We start from the raw sequence: 23,767 nt of genomic DNA on the forward strand, positions 1-23,767 counted from the left end.
AGTTTAAATAATACTTTTAATTCTATCCACTATAGTTTTTGGCTCAATAGAAGACGCTGCTTTTTCATAACCCTCTGGGTATTTGTTGCCGTAAACAGAGGTTGGGATTTTAGGATATTGACTTCTATCTGCCATTAATGTGTAATCTTTTGGTTGATTAAATGGTGTGAAACCAGCAAAAGGATGCGTGACTCCCCAAATGGTAACCACTTTAACACCCAACATAGCTGCTATATGTGCATTCCCTGAATCCATTGATAACATAACATCTAAATTAGAAATTACATCTAACTCCTCATTTAAAGACAATTTTCCAGCGGCATTAATTACATTATCAAACTTACTTTCCACTCCATTTAAAATTTCAATCTCTTTTCTACCTCCTCCAAATAAAATAACTTTATAATTCTCTGAAAGTTGATCTATTACCTTTAGCATTAAGTCTAAAGGGTACATTTTACTTTTATGAGCTGCAAAAGGTGCAATACCAATGTTTTTTCTAGAATCGCTTAAAAGCACGTTTAAATGCTTTTTCAAAGCAACCTTTTTTGGGAAAGTAGGACTACTCAAATCTAATTTAAAACCGAGTTCGTTAAAAACTTCTGCATATCTCTGATGCGTTGTCCTAAGTTGTTCAAATCGTTCACCCGAAACAAGGGCTTTTTTTTCTTTTCTTCCCTTATCAATTTGGATAAAAGGTTTTCCAAACAAAAATAGTTTTAGAATATTACTTCTTAATACATTATGTAAGTCAGCAACAGCCTGAACATCTATTTTTCTTAACTCTTTTGAAAGTTTGTAAAGCCCCAAAAAACCTTTATGTTTTCCCTTTACTTCCACGGGAAATACCTCAACATTATTTAAATCTCTAAAAAAGGGTACAAAAAAAGCTCTAGTTAGTACCGTGACTTTGATTTCCGGATACTGCTGGGTAAATGCTCTTATAACAGGAATGGTCATTGCCACATCTCCCATAGCCGAAAGACGTATAACAAGAATATGTTTGGGTAGATTAGGCATCAATATTTTATGTCATATTTAACGTAATCAAACTATCTTTAATAAATAAGATTCTTCGCTTAGCTTTGAATGACACTATTATTTTTGAGAACGTAATACTGGGTTTAATTCATCGTCATTGTACATCTTCATTTGTTTGTACACTTTCATGTATTTGTCACCCTTTTCAATATCACTTAAAAGTGTATCAATAGCAGTAGATAAATCTACTCTTTGTTCTAGTAAAACATCAAGCTTCTTTTGGCAAGCTTCTCTATGAGTATCAGAAGCATCTTCTCTAGTAGCTTCTTCATTCATATGATAAATTTTTAAGGCCAAAATAGACAATCTGTCTACACCCCATGCAGGACTTTCTGTATTAATTGTTGCATCATCCTTAGCAGAAACGTCTTTGTATTTCTCTAAAAAATAACTATCTATATACTCTACCATATCAGTTCTATCCTGATTTGAGGCATCAATCTGTCTTTTAAGCTTTAGAGCTGCAACTGGTTCTATTTGAGGATCTCGAATAATGTCTTCGTAATGCCATTGAACGGTATCAATCCAACATTTTCTATATAGTAAATGCTCTAATAAATCGTCCTTAGAATAAGGGTTACTAAATGGTTGATCTACCGTATCTATTTTATGATATTCCTCAATAACATCTTGAAAAATCTTATTGGCTCTACTTGTAAACATAGTGTAATAATTTAATGAACAAATATACTTTAATTTAATAACTTTACTTATGAAATAAACCCTTGTTTTATGCTTATTCATAACATTTCTAACCAAGATTCTATACTGAATTCATTCCTTTCTGAAATAAGAGATATAACCATTCAAAAAGACCCAATGCGATTTAGAAGAAACATTGAACGTATTGGCGAAATTTTAGGCTACGAGTTGAGTAAATCTCTAAACTACAGTTCCCAAATAATTAAAACGCCTTTAGATAATTGCAATGTTAATTTGCCAACTAATGAAATTGTTTTATGTTCAATTTTAAGAGCAGGAGTACCATTACACAATGGATTATTGAACTATTTTGACAAAGCTGAAAATGCCTTCATTTCAGCCTACCGACACCATAAACATAACCCAGAGAGTTTTGAAATAATAGTAGAATATTTGGCATGTCCTAACTTAGAGGGTAAAACGCTAATCTTAGCAGACCCTATGTTAGCCACGGGACAATCTATGTTAGCCACTTACGAAGCTTTAAAACCTTTTGGAACACCAAAAGAGATTCATTTAGTAAGTGTTATTGGCGCTCAAGAAGGTGTGGATTTCGTAAACAATAACTTTGATAAAGACACCCATTTGTGGATAGCAACTATTGATGAAAAACTAAATGAAAAGGGTTATATCATCCCAGGCCTTGGTGATGCCGGAGATTTAGCCTTTGGGCAAAAACTACAACAATAGTAAAACTAAAGGCACGACTAATAAGACTGATAAAAATATTTCTTTAAACCAAGTCTCTTTGATCGTTTCTATGTAATTGGTTATAATAATCGCTAAAGGGGCAAATAAAAAGAGAAACTCACTGCCGTTTTTGTTTGGCGCTTGAAAAACCACAAAGAAGGCAATAACCCAAGCAAGAATAACAATCTTAAATGATGTTCTGTACGCCATTTTTTGCTTTTTTATGTTCTGTAAATAAAAAATGGCTGACCACGTTCCAAAGGATAATAAAACTGTAATAGCAGTAACAAAACGAACTGAATTATAACTGCTAAAATCATAGCTAAATGGTGGAGCAAAGTTTACAAAATGATTAAAGTTATCATACATAATTACAGAAACACCAAATGAAATTACATATACAGTTGCCACTCCAACAAAGGGAATAATCCAAAATCTAATATTCTTATTAGCATACAAGGCTAGCGCCAAAAGAATAAGTGTAAAAAAGAGAATAGACCAAAAGAAAAATAACGAAGCTATTGCTATCCAAAAGGCGGCATCAAACAGTTTCTTTTTTTCATTTCTTTCTGTTCTCAGACTCATTATTCGTCTTAAACCTAAAAGCACAAAAAAATTAGATAATAAAATATTTGGACTTAAGGTAGAGGATGGTATTAGAAGCAGAAATAAGCTGAATAACAAAATCTCATAGCTATTTAACTTAGTCAAACTATTTTTTGAAACTATAAAATTTAAAAGAAAGATAGTAGCATAACACAATACTAAAAAAAGCAACTGTTGGGCAATAAAAATTACCGTAATCGGTTGCATACTTTCATTAAACCTTGCTTTTAAAAAGGCTAAAAGTGTAACCAGAAAAACAACAATAAAATTTATTGATTTAGATTTACTAAAAATACTTGTAATCATTAACTGTTTTTGTATTTTTGCCCCGTAAATATACTAACTATAATACCGTTAGAAAACAATTATAAAAGCTATGAAAGATTTCTTTTACGCAATTCAAGATTTATTTGTTAATGTTCTTTTTGCTCCTTATGATGCATTAAAGGATTTAGAATTAGAAAACTGGTGGGCTGCCAATACTATATCTTGGATTTTTATGATAATCTGTATGGTTGCTATAGTTTACTGGATTAAGCAACTTAAAATATTTAACGATAATAACGAAGAGGATAAAAGCATTTCTTCGCACTCATTTTTATAAGTCGAAACCTATATCCTTTCTAAAATACATCTTATCAAAGTTTAGTTTATCTATACTTTGGTAAGATTTTTTTATGGCCTCTTGGTAAGTGTCTCCATAAGACGTTATAGAAATTACTCTTCCTCCAGAGGTTACTACTTTACCATCATTTAATTGCGCACCTGCATGAAATGGTATAGATTCCTCAATTGTATCAATTCCCGTAATTTCTTTACCTTTTTCATAAGCTTCTGGATATCCACCAGATACAACCATAATGGTGGTAGCAGCTCTTTCATCAATTTCTATATCAATTGTATCTAAGGAACCATTACCCATGGCGTTAAGCACCTCAACCAAATCATTTTTAAGTCTCGGGAACACAACCTCAGTCTCTGGGTCCCCCATTCTTACATTATATTCAATTACTTTAGGATCATCCCCTACTTTAATTAATCCTATAAAGACGAAACCAACATAAGGCAAATTATCTTTCTTAAACCCGTCAATAGTTGGTTTTACTATACGTTCTTCAATTTTATTTAAAAACTCTTCTGTTGCAAAAGGCACAGGAGACACTGCTCCCATTCCTCCAGTATTTAAACCAGTGTCTCCTTCTCCTATACGCTTATAATCCTTCGCTGTAGGAAGAATTTTGTAATTCTTTCCATCGGTTAACACAAAACAACTTAATTCAATACCGTCAAGAAATTCTTCAATAACCACTTTGGTACTAGCTTCTCCAAATTTTGCATCAACTAACATGCTTTTTAACTCAGCCTTAGCTTCTTCCAAATCATTTAAAATAACAACACCTTTACCAGCTGCTAAACCATCTGCTTTTAATACATAAGGCGGATTCAAAGTTTCAAGAAATGCATATCCTTTCTCAACAGTTTCTTTTGTAAAACTTTCGTAAGCTGCAGTTGGAATATTATGACGAGACATGAATTCCTTTGCAAACTCCTTACTACCTTCTAACTCGGCTGCTTCCTTTTGAGGACCAATAACTGGAATATGCTTAATTGCTTCATCATTTAAGAAAAAATCATGAACACCCTTTACCAAAGGATCTTCCGGACCCACAACTACCATATCTATTTGCTTATCTATAGCAAGATCTTTAATAGCTTCAAAATCTGTGACACCAATATTTACATTGGTTGCAACTTCAGCAGTACCTGAATTACCTGGTGCTACATATAATTCATTACACAAAGAACTTTGAGCTATTTTCCAAGCAAATGTATGTTCTCTTCCTCCAGATCCTAAAACTAAGATATTCATTGTATTAAATTTTGCTCCCACCTTAATGGGAATGACACTATTATTGTTTCAATGGGCAAAAATAGAATTAATGACTCTAATACACGAATATTTTTTAGTTACTTTACCATTATTTACGCAAGAAGTGAACTTATTTAGTTTTTCCTTAAAATTTAAAGGCTTTCCATTAGAAAAAGCAAAAGAACATTTAACTGATATTCAAAATATTGATGAATCTGCTTATTCTGAATATATAGAAAACCGCAAAAAGGAGATTGTCTCTTACCATTTGGAAAACAATTCCTTTTACAAAGAATTCGGAAAAAATATAGATATAGACGATTGGAATTCTGTCCCCATTATTACTAAGAGGGATTTACAGCAGCCTTTAATGAATAGACTTTCTGGAAATTTTAATATGAAAAATATTCATATTCATAAAACATCTGGATCATCAGGGACACCTTTTATTTTTGCTAAAGATAAGTTTTGTCACGCCCTAACTTGGGCAACTTTTATTGACCGATACAATTGGTTTAATGTTGATTTAAATACGTCTAAACAAGCACGTTTTTATGGAATTCCATTGAATAAAACGGGGTATTATAAAGAACGATTCAAAGATTTTTTAGGAAATAGATTTCGATTCTCAGTATTTGATATGAGTGATGAAGCCCTTGAAATCGTCTTGAAAAAATTTCGTAGTACTAAATTCAATTATATTAACGGCTATACGAGTGCCATTGTACAGTTTGCGAAATTTCTTGAGAAGAAAAACATCGTTCTGAAAGATGTATGCCACTCTCTAAATGTATGCATTGTTACTGCTGAAATGCTTTTTGAAAGCGATAAAGAATTATTGAAAATGCAGTTAGGAATTCCTATAGTAAATGAATATGGCTCTGCTGAATTAGGCCTTATAGCATTCAATGCACCAAATGGGAAGTGGATATTAAACACTGAAGATTTATTTGTTGAAATTTTAGATGAAAATAACCAACCATTACCTTACGGAAAACGAGGAAAAATAGTTGTAACATCTCTTTACAATAAAGCACATCCATTTATACGTTACGAAATAGGTGATTATGGATCTTTATCTGAAAACAGTTCTTTAAAAAAACCTATTCTTAAAAATTTATTAGGGCGAACTAATGATTTTGCTATTTTACCTAGTGGAAAAAAGGCTGCTGGTCTAACCTTTTACTATGTAACTAAAACGGTTATTGAGGATAATGGTAATGTAAAAGAGTTTATAATTGAACAAATACAGACCGATACTTTTAAAATTATCTATACAAGTACAGAGAAGCTTTCTCAAAGCAAAATAAGAGCTATTAATGATGCCATTGAAAAATATCTAGAATCCGGATTAAAAATTCTTTTTGAGCGAAGAGAAACTCTTAAAAGGACTAAAGCAGGTAAGTTAAAACAGTTTACTTCTAGTTTAAATTAACCTTTTGCTTAGACTTCACAAAAAAGTGTTCAAATAGAAAGATAACTAAACTATACATAGATTTCAAAGTTGAAAAACCTAACCCCTTTTTGTAAACCCAATAATTATATTTTACTAAGTTTAATTTGTTAGAAGAAATAGAACTTTCTCTTACCCTGTAAATAGCTAAAGGCTCCTGTATTCCTAATGCAGGTTTTCCTGATTTTTTAATAGCTTCTAACCAAATTAACCAATCTTGTCTTTTTCTAAGGTTAACCGAAGTTATCTTACCTAATGTTCTTGCATTAAAAATACCAGTCAAATTTCCAACGTAATTACTTTTTACAAGTTTTTTATAGCTCAGCGAAGTCAAAGCTCTTATCTCTTGATGTAACAATTCTCCTTTTTCATTCATTAACTCATAACTAGAAAAACAGACATCACATTTATTTTCCTCCATAAATGCAATTTGTTTTTCAAGCTTTTCTGGTTTCCACAAATCGTCTGCATCCAAAAACGCAATATAGTCACCTTTTGCCGCTTCTATAGCTTTGTTTCTAGAAATAGCTGCCCCATTATTCTCTTTGTTTTGAAGTAACCTAATATTCGGATAAACTGAAACAAACTCATTAATAATTTCGATTGTATTATCCTTTGAAGCGTCATCTACAATAATTAACTCCCAATTTTGATAGGTCTGATCGATTACACTTCTTATGGTATGTTCAATAAAATCTTTTGAATTGAAGGTGGGTGTAATTATTGAAACTTTGGGAATAATCATAACTAGTATGCTTTTTCCTCCCCTTTTAGTGCATTAAAAAACGTTTGAAAAATAACCTTTAAATCTAGAAGAATAGACCAGTTCTCGACATAAAAAATATCGTATTTAACTCTGTTGATAATATCTTTATCCTTTTCAATCTCTCCTCGATATCCGCTTACCTGAGCCAAACCGGTTATTCCTGGTTTTACAAAATGCCTTACCATAAATTTATCTACACTTCTAGCATATTTATTAGTGTGACTAACCATATGAGGTCTTGGACCAACTACAGACATATCTCCAAAAAGAACATTAAAAAACTGAGGGAGTTCATCAATACTAGTTTTTCTAATAAAAGCTCCAACTTTTGTTATTCTATGATCTCCTTTTGTAGCTTGATGTAAATGTGCACTTTTGTTAGGGGTCATTGATCTGAATTTATAACAATCAAATTCTTGATAATTAAAACCGTTTCTTGTTTGTTTGAAAAATACGGGGCCTTTTGATTCTAGCTTAATTATAATAGCTAACAAAGGCGTAAGCCAAGACAGGATAAAAACAATTACAAATGAAGCCAATAAAATATCAAACAAACGCTTAGCAAATTTATTAATTGGTTCTTGTAAAGGTATATTTCTTAAAGATAAAACTGGAATATAATCATAATATTCATACTTCAGCTTCTTAGAAAAAATTTCCTTATTATCCGGAATGAACTTTAATTCTCTTAGGTTATTATCGGCAAAATCAATGATTTTATTTATTTGTTTGTTGGATAATTCTGCTACAGAAAAATAGATTTCATGAATATCATTATCAATAATATAATTGAAGCACTTTCCTAATGAGAAGCTATCATCTTTAACATCGAACTGATATTTAAACTTATACCCAAAATCCAAACGAGAATTGAATGTCTGAATAAGTTGTCTAGTTTTTTCGTTATTTCCAATTACAATAAAATTACGAAAATTACCCCCTAAGATACTGCGGTATTTACTGAGCAAGAAAAAAATCAAAAATTTGAAAAAGCTCAATAAAACAAAAGTTAACAATAAATAATTACCCAAGTTTAAGCGACTGATAATTGGCTTCTTAAAAAAACCAATGAAGGCATAAACTATTACCGTAAAGACAATTATTTGTTTAATTATTAGCGTTATAACCTGAATTATTCTTGTATACCTATAAACATTATAAAACTTATTGTAAAATGATAAAACCAACCACAGTATGGTAATGTATGAATGAAATAAAAGCGTACTAACTAGGTTTACTTCAAACAAGTAAATAACACCGTTTATTATAGACAAATCAACTAAATAAGATAGCGGCCTAATTAAACCAGAAAATCGTCCTTTTTTAAACTTATTCAAAATCTTCTTTACAATTTAAATCCTTAATTAAGATTTTTTAAAGCACCAATAAAATTATCAAGAATTTTTTCCTTCGAAAATTTTTCAGTAACATATTTATTAGCATTCAACCCCAACTGATAACAAAGCCCTCTATTTGCCATAAGTTGTTTTATACAATCAATTATTTCAACTATTGATTTTCCATCAAAATAAAAACCTCCATTAGAATCTTTAAAGACTTGCAAAACTTCACTCTTTACGTTCCCTGTTACCACGGAGGGTTTACCACTTGCCATCATGCCTAAAATTTTTGAAGGCATAACCGTATCTATAACCTCCGGTTTTTGAAACAAAATATGTATATCCGCACTTGACAAAAGAGAGGATAGTTCGTTATAAGGAACTAAATTAAAATGTTTTACGAAATCATATTTACATATTCCTTTTAAAACTTTATCTTTTTCTGCGCCTTCACCGACAACAATGACTTCTATATCCATTAAGGCTTTTAGGTATTCTAAAAACTCGAAAAAGAAATCCCAGTCTTGTTTGGCTCCTATATTACCAGAATATAAAATTTTAAATTTATCTGACTGTAAATATTCATGAGTACTTAAGTCTCTTTCATTAAAATTTCTACAATCAATCCAATTCGTTAAATAAAAAGATTCCGTTTTTGTTTTTGTTTTCAATTTAGACATCATCCCATAGCTAATTGTAGAAACTATGTCTGCTCTATCCAAAACAAATTCTTCAATTTTTTGTAAAACCCCGATTAGCTTTTTCTTTTTACCACTTAATAATCCTGAGTCAATGGCGGCATCAAACTCAAAATCCTGAATATGAATCCAATTTTTGCTTCCGTATATTAATTTTAAAAACCAACCTAATAATCCAGAAGTTGTAAACGGAACTATCGAAACTACAATATCAGGTTTTTTAATTCTAAATAGGTTGAAAAAATTACCAAAAGTAAAACTAGTTAAATGCAGTATTCGTTTAACAAAAGTTGGATTATTAGGAACATATTGTTTACTTCTGTAAACTTTAACCCCGTTAATCTTTTCCTTAAAAAAGTAAGGCTTTTGCATATAACCCTCACTTATTTTCCACTGAGGGTAATATGGAAAACCTGTTATAACACTTACATCAAACCCTTTAGACACAAGGTACTCAGCCTTTTGCGTGGAATAAAGACCAATAGCACTATCCTCGGGATAGTAATTTATTCCTATTATCAATATTTTCTTTTTCATTAATTTTTGCCAAGTTTAAGTATCCCAAAAAAGTTACTAAATGAGAAATTAAATATACTCCAAATTGTCTTTCTAACATGTTTTCTGTTATCAAATTCATAATTATAATAATCACAACATACATAAAAACATGGTCTTTTGATGAATTAGCTATTTTTAAAACAAACCAAAAGTAATAGATAAATAAAAGAAGTCCTAAAACACCTGTTGCTATTAAAATACCCATAAACTGATTATGAGTGTTATATTCTCGGTCTCCATTAAATCTATGAATAAATACATAGGACACCTTCTGCTTGGTAGCGGCAAATCCGCACCCAAATAAGTAATTCTCAGGAACCGTGGCTAAACTAGACTTCAAAAGAGCCAATCTTATACTTGTAGAATTATTGCTATTAAGAATTCCCGAATAAGTATCATTGGTAATTAATTCTTTAAATCTTCTATTATTTAAAGTAAAAAGTAGAAAAGGAATAAGAATTAGTATATAAAATCGTTTCTTAAGTCTAATTCTTTTTAACAAAACCAAAATAGAAATAATTAGTAGAGAAAAAATCGCCATTTTGTTAGACAGAATTAAAATAAAAACAGTAAACAAGAATGCTGAAAAAAGATAAATTACTTTTCGTTTCGTAAAATAAAGCTCTAAAGTGAAAATTAATGCCACACTAAAATAAAAAGATACATATATAGGATCTAATTCAATATCTGGGATGTATCTAATTGAATTCCTTAATGTTTCCGAATCATAAAAATCTCCCCACCATTCTTTTTTATTAAAAAGAAAATTTAAATATGCGATTACGATAAAAGCAAGGCTAGAAAAAACAAAAAACATAAAGAATTTTTCCCTTAGAATACTTTTATGACTAGCTTTATAATTAATAAAAGGGGTTAGGAATAAAGAATATATAAAAAAAGGAAGTGCTCTTTGCAAGAATTTTAAATCATTAGGATTTAAATGAGTTAATCCAATCGCAAAAATCAGGAATGGTATGGAAAAGACGGCTAGAGTTCTAATAGAGATGCGATGGTTTCTAAAAAAAACATGATAGAAAAAGTTAATACCCAGAACTAATATTAAAAGCCATTGAAGTTTATTTGGCACTACTATAAGTAATCCAGTAAAAGCAACTACTCCTTCTTGAGTTTTAAAAATATTCTTCAATGGTATTACCTTTTCTTAACAAACTTTGCCGGAGATCCTATGTATACAGATTCGGCATTAAGATTATCAAAAACACTACTCCTTGCACCTACTACAGTTTTACTTTCAATAACAACTCCAGGCCCAACAAAAACATCTGTTGCTATCCAACATTCATCTTTTACAATAATCTTGTTATTTTTTATGGGGAAGTCTTTTTTTGTATAGTCATGCGTTCCTGTACAGATATAACTCTTCTGAGAAATTACTGTATTACACCCGATTTCTATTTCTCCTAATGAATAAAGAACAACATCGTCACCAATCCAACTATTATCACCAATTTTGACTTTCCATGGGTATGTTATCCTTACATTAGGCCTTATAATCACCTTCTTACCAATTTGTGCTCCAAAGGTTCTTAATAAAAAGCGCCTCCAACCATAACAAACTTGTGGAGACATTTTAAACAAAGAATTTTGAACAAGCCACCAAACTTGTACAATAAGTTTTGATCTACCTCTAAAGGCTTTTGGCGTTTTATATAAACTAAGATCTTGTTTCAATTCTTTTTAAAAACATTTAAAATTTGGTTTACAAATTCCGTCTCGGTAAACTTTTCAGAAATTAAACTATGATTTTCAAAGACCCTACAATCATCAAAACTATTTGATATAATAAGATTAGAAATCTCTTCTGGAGATTGTTTATTAACATAGCTAATTTGGTGCTCGCTAAATAAGTCTAACAAGGCATCTTGTCTCGTACTAATAACATGGTTTCCAGCACCCATAGCTTCCAAAATTGAAATTGGAAGTCCTTCTGTTTGTATTGAGGGAAATACGAATACTTTTCCCCATTTCAATAAAGCTCTTTTCTCTTTATTTCTTACCACACCCATGTACTCCATACTTTCATCTTTTTCAATTTCTTTTAAAACTTTGTCCCTTATACTATCATCAATGTCTCCTCCTAGTTTGCATTTATAATCAACACCTTTGCTCCTAAGGTTAGAAATTGCTTTTAAAAACACAAAAATACCTTTTTCAGTCATTAAATTACTTAGATAAAGAATATTTAATTCATTTTTAGGCTTATCTTCTAATTCTTCATGGGATAAAACAAATTTGGACTCCACAAAATTTGATATTGAAAAAATATTCTCAGGAAGAAGAAACGGTATTAAATTCTTCTTTAATGACTTAGACAAAACAATTCCCTTAGAACATTTTTTTAATGTATACTCAAAGATGTTTTTTTTAAAACCTCTTAATAAAGAATACGTTTTTAACAAAGCATTTCCGTGAAGATGAAGCACTATTTGTTTTTTCAATATTTTACCCAATAAAATATATGGCAAATATTTAACCACTCCAAAAAAACTCTGACCTGGAGTTACATATAGGATATCTGTTCTAAGAATTTTATGCGATCTTAAATAAAAAGAAATATTTAAAAATATTTTATTTAAAGAAAATCTCCCTACATTTTCTTCAAAAAAAGGCAGGGAAGTATTTATAAAATCTGTATTTAATTTTTTCTGAATCAAATCATTTGATACCGATACCCCAGTAATAGGTTCTTTCAAGGGACCAATTATTAATACTTTCATTTAGTTTTTTTTGGTAGAAGATTATATATTTTTTTGAAAAACCAAATAGCAAATATAAAACCATAGGAATAATACAAGTATCTTGTTGATGATCTTAATAAATACTCAAATGAATACATAATATAAAGTAAGGAGAAAAAAATCAGAATAAGTGCTATTACTTTTTTGTTCTTGTTAAATAGCACTCTTATTCGATATTCTAAATCCGTAAACAACCATCCAATCGTCAAATAAAAAAAAGCTGTAAAAAATTTACCCATCACAAAAACTTGTCCATGAGATGAAAACGGGGCGTATGGATTTATCATAAAATCAGGCACGTATTTGTAAAAACCAGCTATTGATCCAGGTAATGGATTTAAACTTACTAAAATTACATTCCAATCAGGAATAGATTCTTTAATTGTTCTTATAGTCACAAAAACCCCAAAAATAAAAGAGTAATATATGTTAAACATAAAGTTCTTAGAAAATTCGTTTAAAACATTATCTTCATTCTGAAACACCCCAGAAAAATAAGGAAAAACACCATGAGTATCAAAACGTCTAAAACTTATCAAAAATGAAAAAACTACTAGAATTATTATTAAATTGGAAAAGAGTCTAATTTTATTTAGTAGAATATTCCCTCTACTTTGAAATAATAAAACGTAAAAAATTAATAAATAAATAACTGTAATACGCGAACCAGTTCCTAAAGATAGAACCATAGCTATTGCAAACATTATATAGCTTTGAACTTTTCGTTCTTTATAAATTAAGCCTAATGCAATTACTAACATTAATGTAAAAATTTTAATCAATAATTGTAGTGCCTTGGAGTGATCAGGTAAGTAAGAATCTCTTTCAAATATTCCCAAGCCATATGTAAACAGATATAAAGCAATAACGAAAGAAAAGATAAATTTAGAAAGAGGAATTAAAAATGGAGGATAGTTTAATTTGAAAAAAAGCACCTTGGAAAATGATTCCTTTAATAAAAGCCTCTTCTTTTTGCTTGAAAAACACTTATACAAAAGAACGCCAAAAAAGAAAAATATGAGTGAAAATGCATAAAAATTTATAATCGTTAAAAACTCTCTTTCCTTAACCGAATCTAAATAATATAAATTAAATTTATTACTATAATTATAGAAATACCAACAAGAAAGGCACAGTGATGTAATGGTAAAAAGGGAATAAAGGTGAACAGGACTTAAAAGATAAAACTTTACATTTTTTGAAAGAATGAAATAAAAGATAAAAACAAATAAAAAAGATAAAAACACCTATTAAATATTTAATATTTTCAAAAACAACTTGACTCTAAGTTTTAAAGAGATTCTCGTTCTAATTAATTCATTAAGTATTGTTTTTCTAGTAAATGGAAAACTCAAAAGCAAAGATATTATAGAATTATCTAATGCAACATCATTTCTGCTATTCTTTTCTCTTAGTCTTTTTAAAATAAAATATATTTTATAAAAGTCATTTTCGTTAAGGTTATAAGTGTTTTTTAAAAAACTCAGTTTTGTTGAACGTGCATATTCATTTTGTTCCTTTATTTTTGAGTTAGAAATTTGCGAACTACTTATCCTATACTTTAATAACTTACTTTCTAAGTTTACTATTTCTCCTTTTAGTATTATTTCTTTTACTAACTCATAATCCTGTGCGTATTTAAAGTTTTCATTATATCTAATACCATTTTCCGTTATAAATTTATTCCGTATAAATAAAGTTGGGTGATAAATAGGATTAAATAAAGGAAAAACATTCTTTATGGCGTCAAAAGTAAAATGTGTTTTCAGTTTCTTGTTTAATTCCTTATTATTTTCATTAATAAGAATAATATCTGTTCCACAAGCTAATAGGTGTTTATTTTTTTCTAAAAACTCTACTTGCTCTTTAAATCTATGTCTTAAAGAAATGTCATCGGCATCCATTCTTGCTACATATTTCCCTTTCGCCATTTTCAATGCTTTATTCAATGATTTAGTAAGTCCTATATTATTTTCATTCTTTATAGAAAGAATTCTAGAATCTTTGCCCTTATAGAATTCTAAAATTTCATCATTTATCATTCTATTTGGGTTATCGTTGATTATTATAAACTCAAAATCTTTAAAAGATTGATTTAAAATTGAATCAATTGCTTCTCTTAACCAATTTTCTGGCTCATTATAAATACTCATTATAACCGAAACCATACTACTTAATATTTAAAACATTAAAAAATTCAACCTTTTTATAAAATACGTAAATATAGATGAGGAGCACAATTAATTGAGTTAGAGCGCTTGTAAATGCTGCTCCTAAAATGCCAAATTTTAAAATAAATATATAATTTAAAACTATGTTTATAAGAGCTCCAAAAAGAGTAATTACTAAAATTTCCTTATCCTTATTAATAGCTAATAATGAATATGAAAAAACCATAGATAAAACATTAAAAATTACACCAATAGATAAAATTATTCCCGCATTTGAGGCAGATGCATCATCAATATTATAAATAATACTAATAATTAATCTAAGTAAACAAATACAAAAAACTAAAAAAGAAAAACTAACCAATAAATTAATTTTTAATTGATTGTAAAACTTCTTTTTTAGGATTGCAATTGTAGAATTTTTTATAAGTTGTTTTATTTCAGATATATACATGAATGAAAAAACTCCTATTAAAGGCATAGCAAGATTAGAAAATGAAACCCCTATTTTGTATGAGCCTAGTTTATTATAATCTTTTAATATTTCTACAATCATTAATTGATCAAAATTGGCATAAATCTGAGTTGCTAAAGTAGTTAATGACAATAAAAATGATGAACAAAAAACCTGTTTCAACTCTGACCTTTTTAGTTTTATTTTTTCTCTTATTTTGAAATAAAAAAATATAATAGATAGCCAACTAAAAGAAAGTAAACATAGTAAGAAAAACACATTATCTGGTTTAAATATTAAGCATAAGCCAATAACAATTAAATAAGGAATGACTCTAGGTAAAACAGAATTGTGATCAGAATTTAAAAACCTTGAAGTAACAACGTATACTTCACTCAATTTCATGAAATAAATACTTAATAAAATTAAAATAACATTGGTTATTTTATCACCAGTAAAAAAAATATATAAAGGAGAAAAAAAAGAAAGAAAAAAAAGAAAAAAGATAGTGATAGCCGATACAGTTTGACCAAGTAATTTTAAATCATTACTTCTTAAATAATTTGTATACAATCCAGAAGCAAAAACTCCAAAACTAATATTGATTAATGCATTGTATTTCGCAAACTGCCCCATTATTTCCAATCCCGAAACTCTAACGATAACAACACCTAGCAAAAAGCCTAAACCTTGAGCAGAAAGTCTTCCTATTGATTGAAAAATTAATGGCTTATAATTATTTATCTTTATAAAATTCATTTATTTTATTAAAAAACCTTTCTGCATATCTCTCTTGGGAGTATTCATTCCATGAAAAATTATAACCATTTTCACCAAGTTTTTTTCTTAATTCTGTACTTTTTATAAGTTTTGTTAAACTTTTTTCCCATTCTAGGCTTGAATTACACGAAAAACCTTTATCTCCGGCTTGTGTAGCGAAACTGTAAGAGGGAATATCAGAACAAACTATTGGAAGTCCATAACCCCAATAAATAAGTAATTTATTAAACGGTTTAGAATAGTTAAATACATCTTTAACGTCTATAGGCGCAATTGCTATATCCACGGATAAAATGACTTCATCAATCTTGTTTTTATCCCATATAATGTGTTTTACATTTAGATTATTTTTGAATTTTGAAAATAGTTCAATCGATTTTTCTTCAATTATATCAGTAAAAAGAATTAACTCAAATTGATACTTTTTACTTAAATTAATAAGAGGAGGTAATATATCTTCTAGTTGTAAAAAACTCGATTCTGTTCCCTCCCATAGAATTTTTATTTCTTCTGTATCTTTATGCTCCTTTTTTTTTCCAGAAAACTCTATATTATTTATAGGATCAACAATATTAAATGTTTTTTTACTAAAACCTTTTTCAAAAAATTCTGCTTGCTTTTTACTCCCAGTAGTAATTAAATCTGCTTTTTCTACTAGCTTTTCTAAAAGAATATATGGATGCCATTTTCTTCTAATTATAGTAAGTAATATTCGCTTAAAAAAATTATAAGTTTTTTGGGGGAAATTTTTATTAAGGATCTTCCCCAAGTAATTAGGATTATCATATATCAAAAAAGAATTATTTCTTAATATTTCTTTTAACTCTTTAACACTTTCTGGTAATTTTTGAATTATTAATACATCTATTTTTTCTTTATCCTCATGGAAATTTACAATTTCAATATTATACTTTCTAGCCTCATCTAATAATGGCTTAATTCTTCTTTTATAAATTATAGCATTAGAAACCATATGGCTTGAAAAAGCTATTTTTTTGTATTTCATTTCAATTTTTATTTAAAAACACACCTAAATTATAAAATTCATAAAAACAGTAAATCAAATGGGTAGACTTCCTTGATAGAAGTTTTACCAATTTTCAATAAATTGGTAAAATCATTTGAGTACTTAACTATTCTAATAATAGTTTAATTTTCTAGGTTTAAGCATTTATTTAATGTTTTTTACTTGGAAATTTTAAGATTTAAATATCTTTCTACACCTTCCTCTAGTTCTATCATTTTTGTTGGCAGAATTTCATTTACATCATTGATGTTAGCTACAGCATACATGATATCTCTAATTCTATAAGACTTTGCTCCCCAATTAATTTTTGCTTTTTTTCCTGATTTTTTTTCAATTATATTTGATAGCTCTTTTAAGGTTGTGCCCCTTCCAGTTCCTAAATGATAAATTTTCTTATTAGGAATAATTTCTACTTTTTTTACAATTTCTATATAAAAATTAACTACATCATCTATATGAATAAAATCTAATATCTGATTCCCAAGAGTCAAATCTAATTTTTTTTCACTTTCTAAAGAATCATATATAATATCAATTATTTTTTTGTTGTTATCTTTTTTGCCATAAATAGTATAAGGAACTATGGTTATTTGATTAAAATTATAGGTTTCACTATAATATTCTAAAAAATATCTACTAGCTGTTTTAGTTGCTGCATACAAATATGCTGGAGAAAGTGAATTTGGCTTGAAATACTCTGCAAAAGTACCTGTATTAATAAATAATTTAGGAGGCGATTTTTTTAAACAGTCTAAAATTGATATTAAATATTTTATATTAGATTCTATCAATTTTTCAGCGTCTTCATATTGATCACTTGATGTAAGATAAGAAGCTAAGTGAATACATATATCTGGTTGAAACTTGAAAACAGCCTCAATTAAATCATTTTGGTTACTATTCAACTCAAATTTATTTGTAGAATTCCCAAAATAACTTTCACTCTTCTTTTTGTCTCGGGTTAACTCTAAAACTTTATTATTTTGGGATATTAATCTAGGAATAAGACTTCTTCCCACAAAACCTGTTGAACCTGTAATTAAAATTCTTTGACACATTACTAAAAAGGGTTTTTGACACAAAAATCTTCTAAACTAATAAACTGAGCATCTCTCTTCGAAAGAATAGGCTGTTCAATTTCCCAATTAAACCCAAACGAATTATAACTAATTCCATAATCAAAATTAGGATTATATTCTGTAGAAACATTATAAACTGTTATTGTATCGTTTTCCAATGATCTAAATCCATGTGCTAATCCTTTTGGAATAATTACAGATTTTTTATTTTCTCCAGATATCTCAACAGATATATAATTTTTATAGGTTTTAGAATTAGGTCTTAAGTCAACAATAAGATCTAAAATTTTTCCTTGAGGTACGTATACAAGTTTTTCATGATCGTGGGGTGGAGTTTGGAAGTGCATTCCTCTAATTACATTTTTTTTTGAAATAGAATAATACGATTCTCTAATATCAAAGTCCAGATTCTCTTGTAAAAAGCTTTCTTTATTGAACATTTTCACAAAAGTTCCCCTACTATCTTGAGCATTAAAGTTATTGATTATATAAACTCCGGACAAACTTGTTTTTACTATTTCCAAACCAAAAAAATTTAAAAATTCAAACCAAAAAATTCTTCTAACTTATCGCAAACAAAATCTAAATGTTCTTCAGATAAAGAAGGCTGAACTCCAATCCAAAAAGTATCATTCATAGTTTTGTCTGTGTTAACTAAATCACCTACAACTCTGTATTCGACATCTTTAAAATATGGCTGCTTTAGTAAATTGCCAGCAAACAATAACCTTGATCCGATTTTATGAGAGTCTAAAAATTTAGTTACATCTACTCGTAATACCCCTGCCTCTTCTTTTAATGTGATAGGAAAACCAAACCAAGAAGGGTTACTATTTGGTGTTGCTTCTGGTAATTGTAAAAAATCCGTTAAACTTTGCAATCTATCATGTAAATATTGAAAATTGCTTCTTCTTTTTTCAATAAAGTAATCTAACTTATCTAATTGAGCCAAACCACATGCTGCTTGCATGTCAGAAATTTTAAGATTATACCCCATGTGAGAATAAACATATTTATGATCATAACCAAAAGGTAAATCTCCATGTTGCTGCTCAAATCTGCAACCACATGTATTATCACATCCAGGAGGGCAGTAACAATCTCTACCCCAATCTCTATAGGATTCCGCAATTGCTTTCAGCTCTGGACTGTTCATAAAAACAGCACCTCCTTCACCCATTGTCATATGATGGGCTGGATAAAAACTTAACGTTCCAATATCACCAAATGTACCTACTTTTTGACCATTGTATTCAGCTCCAAGTGCATCACAAGTATCTTCAATTAACCAAAGATTATATTTTTTACAAAGTTCTACAACCTTTCCTAAATTAAACGGATTTCCTAAAGCATGTGCCAGCATAATTGCTTTTGTCTTTGGAGTAATTGCAGCCTCAATTAAATCAGCATTTACGTTATGAGTTTTAATATCAACATCCACAAAAACAGGAATGGCTCCAAACTGAGCTATTGGATTAACAGTTGTAGGAAAGCCTGCGGCAACGCCAATTACTTCATCTCCTTTCTTTATAGCTCTTTCTCCTAGTTTAGGAGACGTTAGGGCACTAAAAGCTACCAAATTAGCTGATGAACCAGAATTAACAGACAGACAATAATTTACCCCTAAAAAAGCAGCTAATTTCTCCTCAAATTGTTTATTAAATCTTCCCGTAGTTAACCAACCATCTATAGAAGCTTCTACCATGTTTTGTAATTCTTCTGCCCCTAGTAGTTTTCCAGAAGGAGGTATAACTGTTTCTCCTGGTATAAATTCTTTTGACTCATATTTGACCTTTGCATATTGCTCAACAAGATTTATAATCTCATTTCTTAAGCCATCTAACTTCTCTTGTGACTCCATTTTTATAACGAATATTTTTTTATTTCTTTTAAACACTCTCTCTTTACATCATTTCCTTTAATAAAATTTTGATGCCAGTTTATTATTAATTCAAGGGTTTCTTCTAAATTCCATTTTGGTTGCCATTGCAACCTATTTGCAGCTTTAGAACAGTCTAGTTTTAAAAAGCCTGCTTCATGAGGATTACTTTTCTCATCCAATTCCCAACTTGCTCCTTCTCCCCAACTATTAACCATTCTACTCAAAATCCATTCTACAGGTTTACAACCTTCATCCTTAGGTCCAAAATTCCAACCCTCCGCAAATATGTCACCATTTTCATAAAGCTCCTGAGCAAGAACTAAATACCCAGATAAAGGCTCTAAGACATGTTGCCAAGGCCTTGTTGAAAGTGGATTTCTAACAACAACTGGTTTTCCTTTTTCAAAAGCCCTTAAAATGTCTGGAATTAATCTATCTTCAGCCCAATCACCTCCACCTATAACATTTCCTGCTCTTGCTGAAGCTAGAGCTGCCGTATTAGAAGTACTAAAAAAAGAACGTCTGTATGCAGACGTTACCAATTCTGCACAACCTTTACTACTACTATAAGGGTCATGCCCTCCCATTGGCTCATTTTCTCTATAACCCCATTCCCATTCATTGTTTTCATAACACTTATCTGTTGTAACGGATACAATAGCCTTTAGGTTTGTACATGCTCTTGCTGATTCAAGTACATTAACGGTTCCCATGACATTTACAGCATATGTATCAACTGGTTCTGAATAAGACAACCTTACTAAAGGTTGAGCGGCCATGTGAATTAAGATATCAGGATTAAACAATTTAATACTTGAGGATAATTGGGTTAGATTTCTTATATCTCCAATTTCAGACTCTATAACATCAAATATTTTAGCTTCATTAAACAAGGACGGAGTAGTACTAGGTTCTAACGCAAACCCTTTTACAATTGCTCCCATAGAATTAAGCCATAAAGAAAGCCAGCTCCCTTTAAAGCCTGTATGACCAGTTAAATATACTCTTTTACCATTCCAAAAACTTGGATTCACTTTTCCCTTCATTTCTCCCATAATCTCCATGGGGCTTTATTAGTTGTTAATAGTTTTTCCAAATACATTTTATCTCTTAGGGTGTCCATTGGTTGCCAAAAACCTTCATGTTTAAAAGCCATTAATTGATTATCTTCAGCCAAACCTTTTAGTGGTTCTTGTTCCCAAATAGTTTCATCTCCTTCAATTCGCTCTATAACTTTTGGGGATAAAACAAAATAACCTCCATTAATTAAGGCTCCGTCACCTTTTGGTTTCTCCTCAAATCTTCTTACTTGATTACCTTCTATATTTAAAGCTCCAAATCTACCAGGAGGATATGTAGCTGTTAAAGTAGCTTCTTTTCCATGAGAATAATGAAAATTTACTAAATCTTGAATATTGATATCTGCAACACCATCTCCGTATGTAAAACAAAATGCTCGTTCACCTTTTAAATACGGGTAGACTCTCTTTAATCTTCCTCCTGTCATAGAATCATCTCCTGTATCAACTAAAGTAACAGTCCATGGTTCAGCTCTTTTTTCATGCACAATCATTTCATTATCTTTCATATTAAAAGTTATATCCGACTGATGCTTGAAATAATTGGCAAAATATTCTTTTATTACATACCCTTTATAACCACAACAAATTATAAAATCGTTTATTCCGTGCAATGAGTATGTTTTCATTATGTGCCATAAAATGGGTTTGCCTCCAATTTGAACCATTGGTTTTGGTTTTGTCACGGTCTCTTCACTTAAGCGAGTGCCTAAACCTCCTGCTAATATTACTGCTTTCATAGTTTATTAATTTGAGCAAACGAATGCATCCGAATAAAATTGATTTTCTGGTAATTTTTTTTCTATTAAAAGTCTCCTTGCAGATTCAATCATGTCATTTGATCCACAGGCGTATACCTGAGTTTTAGATAAATCTATGTTTTGCTCTAACAAGACATCTTGTACATACCCCTTAGCACCATTCCAATTTTCATCTGGTCTTGATAAAACAGGTACATATTTTAATCTTATATTACTCCTTATCTCCGGTTCCCAAAACAAATCTTTTTCATATCGAGCTCCAACAATAACAAAAAGGGTTTTGGTCGAAAAATCCTCTGGCGAACAATTAATTTCTTCTATAATTGCTTTTACAGGAGCAACACCTGTACCAGTAGCTAAAAAAACAATATTCTTATGTTCAGATTCCCTGTAAAAAAAACCTCCTAAAGGACCTTCTACCCTAATCAAATCATTTTCCTTTGCATCTTCGAACCAGAACTTACTCATTTCTCCATTTTCATAATTTTTAATGAAAAAACTTAGTTTAGAATTATGAACCGCTCTGTTAGCAATTGAATAGCTTCTTTTTATGTTACCCTTAATTAAATTAACGTATTGCCCCGAATTAAACTTAAAATTTGCTGAAGGAGGAAATCTTAATGTTAACTTTATAATATCATTTGTTAACTTAGTTATTTGATCTATTTTACTTGGAAAAATTCTTTTTTCATATAAAGTTATTCCCTCTAAACCTTCAATATCTAAAACTAAATCCGAAACAGGTTTAGCATTACAAGATAGTGTATAATTTTCTCTTATTTCGGCCTCGCTTAACACCAACTCGTCTTGCATATTTACCGTTTTTCCTTGTAAAACCTTAACAACACAACTTCTACATCTTGCAGAAAGGCAACTATGTTCTAAATAAACGCCATTATTTTTTGCTGCTTGTAAAATTGTTGTTTGATCATCACAGCTGAACTTTTTATTATTTTTTAAACTAATCTCATACATGGCAATTAGTAATTTTTAATTAATGCGAATTGTTTAAATACCAGTTATAGATTCTGTTTACTCCCACTTCTAATTCAACTTTATGTTTCCATCCTAAATCATTAAGTTTGGTAACATCTGTTAACTTTCTCATGGTTCCATCGGGTTTAGTTTCATTAAACACTAAATCCCCTTTAAAACCTACTATTTTCTTTATTAACTCAGCCAATTCTTTTATAGAAATATCCTCTCCTGTGCCAATATTAATATGTGTATTTCTAATTTCAGTATTCCCATCTTTAAACATATCTGAAAAGTTTCTACTCTCCATTATGAATACGCAAGCGTCGGCCATGTCTTGGCTCCATAAAAATTCTCTTTTGGGTTCTCCAGTTCCCCAAATTTCAACACTATTTGATGTTACTCCAAATTCTTTTAAATATGCTTTAGCTTTTTCAAAGGAATCTACCTTTAAATCAGCAACCACAGCACCCTCATCTTCTTCTGAAAGTAGCTTAGCCAAATGTATTTTACGAATTAAAGCTGGTAAAACATGAGATTTTTCTAAATCAAAATTATCATTAGGGCCATATAAATTTGTTGGCATTACCGAAATAAAGTTTGTACCATATTGTATATTATAACTTTCGCACATCTTAATACCTGATATTTTAGCTATAGCATAAGGTTCATTCGTATATTCTAAAACATCTGTTAAAAGATACTCTTCTTTCATTGGCTGAGTGGCTTTTTTAGGATAAATACATGTGCTACCCAAAAACAATAGTTTTTTTACATTATGAAGATAACTTTGATGAATTACATTATTTTGAATCATCATATTATCATAAATAAAATCAGCTCTATAAGTATTATTGGCAACTATTCCCCCAACTTTAGCTGCAGCTAAAAAAACATACTCAGGTTTTTCAATTTCAAAAAAATTAGCAACATTCAATTGATTTGTTAAATCTAATTCTTTATGTGTTTTGGTTAAAATATTATTATAACCTTTATTTTTTAAATTATCTAATATAGCGCTACCAACTAAACCTCTATGTCCTGCTATATAAATTTTAGAGTTTTTATTCATAACT

The 23,767-nt window shown here is 29.7% G+C and carries 24 protein-coding genes; 3 read left to right on the forward strand and 21 right to left on the reverse strand.

Annotation, left to right across the window (positions count from 1 at the left end; genetic code table 11):
* Positions 1-3: 3 nt before the first annotated feature.
* Both FUA24_RS12280 and FUA24_RS12285 read right to left on the reverse strand, forming a co-directional pair.
* The gene (locus FUA24_RS12280; RefSeq protein WP_246147038.1) at positions 4-1,020 is read right to left on the reverse strand and encodes a glycosyltransferase family 9 protein; all 1,017 of its coding nucleotides are present in this window, start codon (positions 1,018-1,020) and stop codon (positions 4-6) included.
* Positions 1,021-1,098: 78 nt separating this feature from the next.
* Positions 1,099-1,704 (reverse strand): DUF4254 domain-containing protein, encoded by a 606-nt coding sequence (locus tag FUA24_RS12285; RefSeq protein ID WP_148542711.1) that lies wholly within the window; start codon positions 1,702-1,704, stop codon positions 1,099-1,101.
* Positions 1,705-1,773: 69 nt separating this feature from the next.
* Here FUA24_RS12285 and upp point away from each other — a divergent pair, with 69 nt between their 5' ends.
* Positions 1,774-2,433: a uracil phosphoribosyltransferase gene (gene upp, locus FUA24_RS12290; RefSeq protein WP_148542713.1), complete on the forward strand. Its 660-nt coding sequence runs from the start codon at positions 1,774-1,776 to the stop codon at positions 2,431-2,433.
* Here the strand turns inward: upp and FUA24_RS25460 are convergent.
* Positions 2,422-3,345 (reverse strand): DUF6427 family protein, encoded by a 924-nt coding sequence (locus FUA24_RS25460; RefSeq protein ID WP_222861357.1) that lies wholly within the window; start codon positions 3,343-3,345, stop codon positions 2,422-2,424. The genes upp and FUA24_RS25460 overlap by 12 nt on opposite strands.
* 70 nt (positions 3,346-3,415) lie before the next feature.
* Between FUA24_RS25460 and FUA24_RS12300 the strand changes: the two genes are divergently transcribed.
* Complete coding sequence (locus tag FUA24_RS12300; protein WP_148542717.1) at positions 3,416-3,643, forward strand: DUF6341 family protein; 228 nt, start codon at positions 3,416-3,418, stop codon at positions 3,641-3,643.
* Here FUA24_RS12300 and purD read toward each other — a convergent pair.
* A complete protein-coding gene (gene purD, locus FUA24_RS12305) occupies positions 3,638-4,909 on the reverse strand; it encodes a phosphoribosylamine--glycine ligase (RefSeq protein WP_148542719.1) in 1,272 nt (423 codons plus the stop codon). The genes FUA24_RS12300 and purD overlap by 6 nt on opposite strands.
* Before the next feature lie 70 nt (positions 4,910-4,979).
* Here purD and FUA24_RS12310 point away from each other — a divergent pair, with 70 nt between their 5' ends.
* Positions 4,980-6,344, forward strand: coding sequence for a phenylacetate--CoA ligase family protein (locus tag FUA24_RS12310; RefSeq protein WP_246147039.1), 1,365 nt, complete (start codon positions 4,980-4,982; stop codon positions 6,342-6,344).
* Here FUA24_RS12310 and FUA24_RS12315 read toward each other — a convergent pair.
* From FUA24_RS12315 to FUA24_RS12395, 17 genes are all read right to left on the reverse strand, one after another.
* On the reverse strand, positions 6,331-7,107 hold the full coding sequence (locus FUA24_RS12315) for a glycosyltransferase family 2 protein (RefSeq protein ID WP_148542721.1): 777 nt from the start codon (positions 7,105-7,107) through the stop codon (positions 6,331-6,333). The two genes, FUA24_RS12310 and FUA24_RS12315, sit on opposite strands and share 14 nt — an antisense overlap.
* Positions 7,108-7,109: 2 nt before the next feature.
* Positions 7,110-8,465, reverse strand: a complete 1,356-nt coding sequence (locus tag FUA24_RS12320; RefSeq protein WP_148542723.1) for an undecaprenyl-phosphate glucose phosphotransferase — start codon at positions 8,463-8,465, stop codon at positions 7,110-7,112.
* Positions 8,466-8,488: 23 nt separating this feature from the next.
* Positions 8,489-9,703 carry a WcaI family glycosyltransferase gene (locus FUA24_RS12325; protein ID WP_148542725.1) on the reverse strand — a complete coding sequence of 405 codons (1,215 nt, stop codon included), beginning with the start codon at positions 9,701-9,703 and terminating at the stop codon, positions 8,489-8,491.
* Positions 9,654-10,871, reverse strand: coding sequence for an O-antigen ligase family protein (locus FUA24_RS12330; protein ID WP_148542727.1), 1,218 nt, complete (start codon positions 10,869-10,871; stop codon positions 9,654-9,656). The genes FUA24_RS12325 and FUA24_RS12330 overlap by 50 nt, the downstream gene beginning before the upstream one ends.
* Before the next feature lie 5 nt (positions 10,872-10,876).
* Positions 10,877-11,416, reverse strand: a complete 540-nt coding sequence (locus FUA24_RS12335; protein ID WP_148542729.1) for a WcaF family extracellular polysaccharide biosynthesis acetyltransferase — start codon at positions 11,414-11,416, stop codon at positions 10,877-10,879.
* A complete protein-coding gene (locus FUA24_RS12340) occupies positions 11,413-12,462 on the reverse strand; it encodes a glycosyltransferase family 4 protein (protein WP_148542731.1) in 1,050 nt (349 codons plus the stop codon). The genes FUA24_RS12335 and FUA24_RS12340 overlap by 4 nt, the downstream gene beginning before the upstream one ends.
* Positions 12,459-13,730: an O-antigen polymerase gene (locus FUA24_RS12345; protein ID WP_148542733.1), complete on the reverse strand. Its 1,272-nt coding sequence runs from the start codon at positions 13,728-13,730 to the stop codon at positions 12,459-12,461. Before FUA24_RS12345 ends, FUA24_RS12340 begins: the two co-directional genes overlap by 4 nt.
* A gap of 3 nt (positions 13,731-13,733) precedes the next feature.
* On the reverse strand, positions 13,734-14,651 hold the full coding sequence (locus FUA24_RS12350) for a glycosyltransferase family 2 protein (RefSeq protein ID WP_148542735.1): 918 nt from the start codon (positions 14,649-14,651) through the stop codon (positions 13,734-13,736).
* Position 14,652: 1 nt separating this feature from the next.
* On the reverse strand, positions 14,653-15,867 hold the full coding sequence (locus FUA24_RS12355; RefSeq protein ID WP_148542737.1) for an MATE family efflux transporter: 1,215 nt from the start codon (positions 15,865-15,867) through the stop codon (positions 14,653-14,655).
* Entirely contained in the window at positions 15,845-16,894 is a 1,050-nt protein-coding gene (locus FUA24_RS12360) for a glycosyltransferase family protein (protein ID WP_148542739.1), read from the reverse strand. The genes FUA24_RS12355 and FUA24_RS12360 overlap by 23 nt, the downstream gene beginning before the upstream one ends.
* A gap of 179 nt (positions 16,895-17,073) precedes the next feature.
* A complete protein-coding gene (locus FUA24_RS12365) occupies positions 17,074-17,973 on the reverse strand; it encodes an NAD-dependent epimerase/dehydratase family protein (protein WP_148542742.1) in 900 nt (299 codons plus the stop codon).
* A gap of 2 nt (positions 17,974-17,975) precedes the next feature.
* Positions 17,976-18,518, reverse strand: coding sequence for a dTDP-4-dehydrorhamnose 3,5-epimerase family protein (locus tag FUA24_RS12370; RefSeq protein ID WP_148542744.1), 543 nt, complete (start codon positions 18,516-18,518; stop codon positions 17,976-17,978).
* A gap of 11 nt (positions 18,519-18,529) precedes the next feature.
* Positions 18,530-19,855, reverse strand: a complete 1,326-nt coding sequence (gene rfbH, locus FUA24_RS12375; protein ID WP_148542746.1) for a lipopolysaccharide biosynthesis protein RfbH — start codon at positions 19,853-19,855, stop codon at positions 18,530-18,532.
* 2 nt (positions 19,856-19,857) lie between these two features.
* Positions 19,858-20,940: a CDP-glucose 4,6-dehydratase gene (gene rfbG / locus FUA24_RS12380; protein WP_246147040.1), complete on the reverse strand. Its 1,083-nt coding sequence runs from the start codon at positions 20,938-20,940 to the stop codon at positions 19,858-19,860.
* Positions 20,919-21,695, reverse strand: a complete 777-nt coding sequence (gene rfbF, locus FUA24_RS12385; RefSeq protein ID WP_148542748.1) for a glucose-1-phosphate cytidylyltransferase — start codon at positions 21,693-21,695, stop codon at positions 20,919-20,921. Before rfbF ends, rfbG begins: the two co-directional genes overlap by 22 nt.
* Before the next feature lie 6 nt (positions 21,696-21,701).
* Positions 21,702-22,691, reverse strand: coding sequence for a 2Fe-2S iron-sulfur cluster-binding protein (locus tag FUA24_RS12390; RefSeq protein WP_148542749.1), 990 nt, complete (start codon positions 22,689-22,691; stop codon positions 21,702-21,704).
* Positions 22,692-22,710: 19 nt separating this feature from the next.
* A complete protein-coding gene (locus tag FUA24_RS12395) occupies positions 22,711-23,763 on the reverse strand; it encodes a GDP-L-fucose synthase family protein (protein ID WP_148542751.1) in 1,053 nt (350 codons plus the stop codon).
* Positions 23,764-23,767 lie beyond the last annotated feature (4 nt).

The sequence above is a fragment of the Seonamhaeicola marinus genome (genome assembly GCF_008085455.1).

Excerpts from the sequence above, each read along its gene's own strand:
- FUA24_RS12390 (WP_148542749.1), bottom strand. The coding sequence starts at position 22,691 with ATGTATGAGATTAGTTTAAAAAATAATAAAAAGTTCAGCTGTGATGAT.
- FUA24_RS12395 (WP_148542751.1), bottom strand. The coding sequence starts at position 23,763 with ATGAATAAAAACTCTAAAATTTATATAGCAGGACATAGAGGTTTAGTT.
- rfbF (WP_148542748.1), bottom strand. The coding sequence starts at position 21,695 with ATGAAAGCAGTAATATTAGCAGGAGGTTTAGGCACTCGCTTAAGTGAA.
- FUA24_RS12310 (WP_246147039.1), top strand. The coding sequence starts at position 4,980 with ATGACTCTAATACACGAATATTTTTTAGTTACTTTACCATTATTTACG.
- FUA24_RS12285 (WP_148542711.1), bottom strand. The coding sequence starts at position 1,704 with ATGTTTACAAGTAGAGCCAATAAGATTTTTCAAGATGTTATTGAGGAA.
- FUA24_RS12350 (WP_148542735.1), bottom strand. The coding sequence starts at position 14,651 with ATGGTTTCGGTTATAATGAGTATTTATAATGAGCCAGAAAATTGGTTA.
- FUA24_RS25460 (WP_222861357.1), bottom strand. The coding sequence starts at position 3,345 with ATGATTACAAGTATTTTTAGTAAATCTAAATCAATAAATTTTATTGTT.
- FUA24_RS12340 (WP_148542731.1), bottom strand. The coding sequence starts at position 12,462 with ATGAAAGTATTAATAATTGGTCCCTTGAAAGAACCTATTACTGGGGTA.
- upp (WP_148542713.1), top strand. The coding sequence starts at position 1,774 with ATGCTTATTCATAACATTTCTAACCAAGATTCTATACTGAATTCATTC.
- FUA24_RS12315 (WP_148542721.1), bottom strand. The coding sequence starts at position 7,107 with ATGATTATTCCCAAAGTTTCAATAATTACACCCACCTTCAATTCAAAA.
- FUA24_RS12360 (WP_148542739.1), bottom strand. The coding sequence starts at position 16,894 with ATGAAATACAAAAAAATAGCTTTTTCAAGCCATATGGTTTCTAATGCT.
- rfbH (WP_148542746.1), bottom strand. The coding sequence starts at position 19,855 with ATGGAGTCACAAGAGAAGTTAGATGGCTTAAGAAATGAGATTATAAAT.
- purD (WP_148542719.1), bottom strand. The coding sequence starts at position 4,909 with ATGAATATCTTAGTTTTAGGATCTGGAGGAAGAGAACATACATTTGCT.
- FUA24_RS12300 (WP_148542717.1), top strand. The coding sequence starts at position 3,416 with ATGAAAGATTTCTTTTACGCAATTCAAGATTTATTTGTTAATGTTCTT.
- rfbG (WP_246147040.1), bottom strand. The coding sequence starts at position 20,940 with ATGGAGATTATGGGAGAAATGAAGGGAAAAGTGAATCCAAGTTTTTGG.
- FUA24_RS12365 (WP_148542742.1), bottom strand. The coding sequence starts at position 17,973 with ATGTGTCAAAGAATTTTAATTACAGGTTCAACAGGTTTTGTGGGAAGA.
- FUA24_RS12325 (WP_148542725.1), bottom strand. The coding sequence starts at position 9,703 with ATGAAAAAGAAAATATTGATAATAGGAATAAATTACTATCCCGAGGAT.
- FUA24_RS12280 (WP_246147038.1), bottom strand. The coding sequence starts at position 1,020 with ATGCCTAATCTACCCAAACATATTCTTGTTATACGTCTTTCGGCTATG.
- FUA24_RS12355 (WP_148542737.1), bottom strand. The coding sequence starts at position 15,867 with ATGAATTTTATAAAGATAAATAATTATAAGCCATTAATTTTTCAATCA.